This window comes from Intestinibacter sp., from assembly GCF_051866655.1.
In the GTDB taxonomy this organism is placed as follows: Bacteria; Bacillota; Clostridia; order Peptostreptococcales; family Peptostreptococcaceae; genus Intestinibacter.
In genome coordinates this window covers 1-6,111 of sequence record NZ_JBJDXL010000136.1, presented here as the reverse complement: position 1 = coordinate 6,111, position 6,111 = coordinate 1, and the positions used below count along the sequence as shown (strand labels likewise).

At 29.5% G+C, this 6,111-nt stretch carries 6 protein-coding genes; all 6 read right to left on the bottom strand.

Going from position 1 to position 6,111, the window contains the following annotated elements:
* Positions 1–62 precede the first annotated feature (62 nt).
* Complete coding sequence (locus tag ACI3VO_RS03860) at positions 63–671, bottom strand: histidine phosphatase family protein (RefSeq protein ID WP_439756657.1); 609 nt, start codon at positions 669–671, stop codon at positions 63–65.
* A gap of 20 nt (positions 672–691) precedes the next feature.
* Entirely contained in the window at positions 692–1,462 is a 771-nt protein-coding gene (cobS, locus tag ACI3VO_RS03855) for an adenosylcobinamide-GDP ribazoletransferase (RefSeq protein ID WP_439756656.1), read from the bottom strand.
* A gap of 4 nt (positions 1,463–1,466) precedes the next feature.
* Complete coding sequence (gene cobU / locus ACI3VO_RS03850; protein ID WP_439756655.1) at positions 1,467–2,027, bottom strand: bifunctional adenosylcobinamide kinase/adenosylcobinamide-phosphate guanylyltransferase; 561 nt, start codon at positions 2,025–2,027, stop codon at positions 1,467–1,469.
* A gap of 21 nt (positions 2,028–2,048) precedes the next feature.
* Positions 2,049–3,095 carry a nicotinate-nucleotide--dimethylbenzimidazole phosphoribosyltransferase gene (gene cobT / locus ACI3VO_RS03845; RefSeq protein WP_439756654.1) on the bottom strand — a complete coding sequence of 349 codons (1,047 nt, stop codon included), beginning with the start codon at positions 3,093–3,095 and terminating at the stop codon, positions 2,049–2,051.
* 116 nt (positions 3,096–3,211) lie between these two features.
* Entirely contained in the window at positions 3,212–4,507 is a 1,296-nt protein-coding gene (gene hemL, locus ACI3VO_RS03840; RefSeq protein WP_439756653.1) for a glutamate-1-semialdehyde 2,1-aminomutase, read from the bottom strand.
* A gap of 18 nt (positions 4,508–4,525) precedes the next feature.
* On the bottom strand, positions 4,526–5,767 hold the full coding sequence (gene hemA, locus ACI3VO_RS03835) for a glutamyl-tRNA reductase (protein WP_439756652.1): 1,242 nt from the start codon (positions 5,765–5,767) through the stop codon (positions 4,526–4,528).
* Positions 5,768–6,111 lie beyond the last annotated feature (344 nt).

Genomic DNA, 6,111 nt, shown 5'->3' with positions numbered 1-6,111 from the left:
TTTCACAGTAGCGGGGGCTGTAAGGCTTTTACCTTTTCCCTAAAATAAATCAATCTAATATTCTATTTAAAAAAACTCGTATCATTCAACTTATCAATCACTGCAAATCCATTGTCTACTTCTACAATACTTACAGAAGCATTTCCAATTTTAAAATTCCAGTGATATTCAAATGTATCTGAAATTAAACAAGTCAAAATATTTCTTATAGTTCCTGCATGGGAACACACTAATATTGTACTATTATTTTGAGCATCTTCCAATATTAATTTTATTTCTTTAGATACTCTTTCATAACATTCAATTAGACTTTCGCCATTTGGATATTTATATTCATATCCTTCATTTATCATTTTATCAAATTCATCAGGGTAATTTTTTTGTATCTCTTTGAAGTCTTTTCCTTCGAAATCCCCAAAATTGATTTCTTGTAAAGCTTCACTTTCTTTTATATCTATTTTATTTATTTCAGCTAAATACTTAACTGTATCTTTTGTCCTACTTGATGTAGTCGTATAAATTTCGTCTATTTTTTCACTTTTTAAATAGTCTGTAAGTTTTTCTATTTGTATTTTTCCTTCTTCACTTACCTTACTATCTATATGTCCAGATAATTTTGCAAGCTCATTATCATCAGTAACTGCATGACGTACTAAAATTAATTTTTTCATATCGATGTCTCCCTACAATATTAAATTAGTGCTATTAGCAGATAAGTATATATTAAATAAAATACTTCTCCCAGCTCTATTGTACATCCTAAAATATCACCTGTTATACCATCGATTTTTTTATATACATGATTTTTAAACAACAATGCAAATACTATTATGAATAAAATTGAGCTTAAAGCTACCATAATTATTGTATTTCGTTGTAAAAAAATTAATTTTGCAAACACTACAATTAATGCAGATGAGTACACTACAGAAGTTATAATCATATTCATAGTACCTTTTCCTATGAATAAATTTCCCATACCCTTCGCTCTTGGAGTTACTGTCTTGTATGTCATAATCACAGCTCCAATTCTCGCTACAACTGGCATGAATATAACTATCCATAATAGATCATTTTGTATTAAGCAATTTATAAATCCTATTTTTAATAAGATTAAAAACATTATAGCAAGAAGAGAATTTGTTCCTAATCTAGAGTCCTTCATTATCTCTAAAATTCTTTCCTTATCTCTATTACTGTATAGAGCATCAAATGTGTCGCCTAATCCATCTATATGAAGTCCTCCTGTAGTTAAAACCTCTATAAGAGTAATTACTATAGCACTTACAAATGAATCAAATATAGCTAATGAAAACCAACCAAAGACATATGTTATTAAGCCTATAACAAAGCCTACTAGTGGAAAATATACTATTGATTTATGAAATTCTTCGTCAAATCCAGTTTCTATTCTTATAGGTATCCTAGTCAAAAATTGTAGTATCGAAATAAATCTATTCATATCCTTACCCCTTTATCTTTGTAGGAATTCCACAAACTGTGAAATAAACCTCATCGCTTAATTTTCCAAGCATTTGATTTATTCTTCCTACAAAATCGCAGTAAACTCTACCTAATTTATAACTAGGAACTACACCTAATCCTATTTCATTAGTAACCATGACAAAGTATAAATCAGTCTTCTTAACTTCTTCTATCATTTTTGTTACTTGATCCTTTATGTATTCTTCTAGCTCATTTATCTCTTGTTCTGTAGCATTATCTATGTCTATACCATCTACAAACATCAAATTGTTCACTAATAATGTTATACAGTCTAGTATTACTGTATCGTGTTTTTGACTTATTTCATCGATTATAGTATATATGTCTTTGTATATTTCATATGTTTGCCATTCTTGAGGTCTACTCTCTTGATGCTTTCTAACCCTTTCCTTCATTTCATCGTCAAATGCTACTGATGTTGCAATATAAGCAGTACTATTATTTCTAGCCTTGCACAAAGATTCTGCAAAACCGCTTTTTCCTGATCTAGCACCACCTGTGACTAAAATAATTTTGCTCATATTTTTCTCCTTAATTATTGTCTACATTCCCATGTCAACTTCATCAAAAGTTAGCATATTTTTATAAACAAAGTTTGAAGCTTCTATCATATTGAATGCTAAAGCAGCACCACTACCTTCACCAAGTCTCATATCCATATTTAAAAATGGATCTAGTCCTAATAAATCTAAGGCTTTTTTAGCACCTGGTTCTGCTGATAGGTGAGATGCTATCATATATTCTTTACATCTTGGATTTATATTGTAAGCTATTAAAGCAGCTGCATAAGATATATATCCATCTAAAACAACAGGCACTCTATTTGCGCTACATCCTAATATAACACCAGCCATAGCACCTATTTCAAATCCACCTACCTTTTGTAATATATCTATTCCATCAGTAGGATTTGGTTGATTTATTTCTATTGATTTTCTTATTACTTCAGCTTTATGAGCTACTAATTCTGTTTTAAGTCCAGCTCCTATACCTGTTATTTCTTCAGGATCACATCCAGCGATTACAGATATTATAGCTGTAGATGGAGTAGTATTTGCTATACCCATTTCTCCTATACCGATTACTTTATAATCATCTTGTATGTATTTTTCACAAGTTTCTATTCCTATTTCAATTGATCTTATAGCTTCTTGTCTTGTCATTGCAGGACCTTTAGCCATATTAGAAGTACTCTTTCTTATTTTACAATCGATTACTCCTTCAATTGGTTCGTCACTATTAATACCTACATCTACTAATTGAACATCAGCACCTACGAATTTAGATATTGTTCCTACACCATTTATTCTCTTTGGAAAGTTTTTAGATTGTAGGATTGTTATATTTTGTGGGTGAGGTGCTACACCTTCTTCGTATACCCCATGATCACATGCAAAAGATAATATTATCTTTTTTGTAGTATCAAAATATTTACTTCCATATATACCTGCTAATTGTATACTTATATCTTCTAATTTTCCTAGACTTCCTTCAGGCTTTATTAATCTGTCTTGTCTAGCCTTTGCTTGTTCCATAAAACGAGCATCTAAAGGATATATATTCTTGCATATACTTTCAATTAAACTCATTATTTCGTATTCCTCCTAACTTTAAAAAAACATCTATTATAGATTATATAAATTAATTTCCCAACTTTCTACTAATTTTGTAATTTAAGTTATTTTTTTGTCATACTAATATTATCTTATAAATTATGACTAGCCTTTAATGCTTCATAGTTGCATTTTATAGTGTATTCTATATCTTCATCTGTATGAGCATAAGATAAGAACATAGCTTCATATTGACTTGGAGCAATTAATATTCCTCTGTCTAACATTTCTTTAAAGTATAAATTGAATTTTTCTATGTCAGATTTAGATGCATCATCGAAGTTTTTAACTGGACCTGATGTAAAGAATAAGCATACTAATGAACCCGCTCTATTTACAGTATAGTCTAATCCTAATTTTTTAAGATTATCTTCTATACCCTCTTGTAGCATCTTACCTTTTCTGTCTAATTCAGTGTATATTTGTGGATTATCTCTCAATTCTTCTAAATTTTTCTTTCCTAGGAACATTGCAAGTGGATTTCCTGATAATGTACCTGCTTGATATACAGGACCTACTGGAGATACACATGACATTATTTCTTTTTTAGCTCCGTACGCACCAACTGGCATACCTGCACCTATTATCTTACCAAAGCATACCATATCTGGTTCGATGCCAAAATATCCGATAGAACTATTATAAGCTAGTCTAAATCCAGTTATAACTTCATCAAATATTAAAACAGTTTTATATTCTGTACATATATCTCTTAAGAATTGCATAAATTCTTGAGTTCCTGGAACAACACCCATATTTCCTGATACAGTTTCAACTATTACTGCTGCTATATCGTCGCCTTGTTCTTCAAAAACTCTTTTTACATCTTCTATATCGTTGTATCTACATACTAAAGTGTTTTTTACGATATCTTGAGGTACCCCTGGACTTGTTGGAACACCAAAAGTTATAGTCCCAGAGCCTGATTTAACTAATAATCCATCAGAATGTCCGTGATAGCATCCTTCAAATTTAACTATTTTATTTCTGTTAGTATATCCTCTTGCTACTCTTAAAGCACTCATAGTAGCTTCTGTACCTGAATTTACCATACGCACTTGGTCTATTGCTGGATATGCATCAACTATTATTTTTGCAACTTCTATTTCTATTTCTGTAGCAACTCCGTAGCTTGTTCCTCTTTTTGCCATTTCTTCTAGTCCTTCTGACATAAATTCTGGACTATGTCCTAGCATAAGAGGTCCCCATGAACAGATATAATCTATGTATTCATTTCCGTCTACGTCTGTCAATCTGTCTCCGTGAGCCTTATCTGCAAATATTGGTGTTAATCCTACTGATTTAAATGCTCTAACTGGACTGTTAACTCCACCTGGTATGTATTTTTCTGCCTCTTTGAATAATTGTTCTGATTTAGTATGTTTCATTCTCATAACCTCCATATTTTATATCTCAAATAAATCTTCAATAACTTTTATATATTCTTCTCTTTGACCTTTGTTTTTTACTTGTTTTAAATTCATAATAGGCTCTCTAATCATTCTTTTTAATGCAGAACCTACCATTTTATCGATGATTTTCTTCTCATGTTGGTTTAAATCTATTTTTCTAAAAATGTAATCTAAAGTATCTGCCTTTATTTCTTTACACTTACAGTTTAATGATTGTATTGTCGGATCCATAAATGTTAAATCCAACCACTCTAAAAATTCATTTATTTTTTCATCTATAATTTTTTCTGCTTTTTGTGCTAGTTCATTTCTTTTTATATCATTTTTATCTTGAATTTCTTTTAAATCATCGATATCATACAATTTAACACAATCGAGCTCTTTTAACTTTGTATCTACATCTCTAGGTAGCGCAATATCCATTATATATACCTTATTGTCTAATTTAGGCATTTCATCGTATTTTATTACTAAATGTGGTGAAGAAGTTGCGCTTACGATTATATCAATACATTCTTCTTCTAATATTTTATATCTATCGCTGTATTTGATTGGAATTATATTGTCAAACTTGTTCTCTATCTCTTTTATTTTTTCAATATTTCTATTAGCTATATAAATATTTTTTACATTTTCCTCTTTTAAGTGATTCAATGTAAGCAAATTCATCTTTCCTAATCCTATTATTAAAACATTTTTTCCCTCTAAGCTTCCTATTTTTTCTTTAAGTAATTTTACACCTATATAACTAATTGAAAGAGGCTGTTGTGATATTTTTGTTATTGTTTTTATCTCTTTAGATGTAGTAACTGCATCTCTAAATAACTTGTTGAAAACTTTTTTAGTTGCACCTAATTTCATTGAAAACTCATGAGCATCTCTAACCTGACCAAGAATTTGATCCTCTCCTAGTACAATAGAATCTAAACCTGCTGTAACATCAAATAAATGTTTAACCGCGTCTAAATTCGTCTTTTTAAATAAATATTTGTCTATGTCTTTAACTCCAAAATATTCACTATAAAAATTTACTAATTCAGCAACTTTTTCTTCTATATTTTCTGCATGTATATATATTTCGCTTCTATTACATGTAGAAAGGATAACTACTTCATTTATATCTCTATCTAGTAGCATATTTATAGCTTCAATTTTTTTAGTATCTGTAAAAGATACCGATTCCCTAACATTTATTGGAGCCAAATTGTGATTTACCCCTACAACTCCTATGTTCATATTATTCCTCCATATCTTAAGATTTCCCTACTCAACACCTTAACCTATAGCAAAATTTATAAATTATTACTTATTAAAACAATATCGGTACAAACATATATATTTCAATAATACCTCTCAAAATGATTATATCATTTTATAAAAATACTACAAATTTTTTTAATAATTATTTTTATATACTACGCCAAAATAAAGCAAAATTTTATCTTAAATATTGAAATCTAAATAGAAAATGAATGTAAAAAAGTCAAATTGTAAAAGAAAAGATATATGAAAATTATTATTAAACAAAATAAAAAAAGATTACGTGGCTACGTCCTACTCTCCCAGGCGGTCACCCACCA

Excerpts from the sequence above, each read along its gene's own strand:
- ACI3VO_RS03860 (WP_439756657.1), bottom strand. The coding sequence starts at position 671 with ATGAAAAAATTAATTTTAGTACGTCATGCAGTTACTGATGATAATGAG.
- hemA (WP_439756652.1), bottom strand. The coding sequence starts at position 5,767 with ATGAACATAGGAGTTGTAGGGGTAAATCACAATTTGGCTCCAATAAAT.
- cobS (WP_439756656.1), bottom strand. The coding sequence starts at position 1,462 with ATGAATAGATTTATTTCGATACTACAATTTTTGACTAGGATACCTATA.
- cobU (WP_439756655.1), bottom strand. The coding sequence starts at position 2,027 with ATGAGCAAAATTATTTTAGTCACAGGTGGTGCTAGATCAGGAAAAAGC.
- hemL (WP_439756653.1), bottom strand. The coding sequence starts at position 4,507 with ATGAAACATACTAAATCAGAACAATTATTCAAAGAGGCAGAAAAATAC.
- cobT (WP_439756654.1), bottom strand. The coding sequence starts at position 3,095 with ATGAGTTTAATTGAAAGTATATGCAAGAATATATATCCTTTAGATGCT.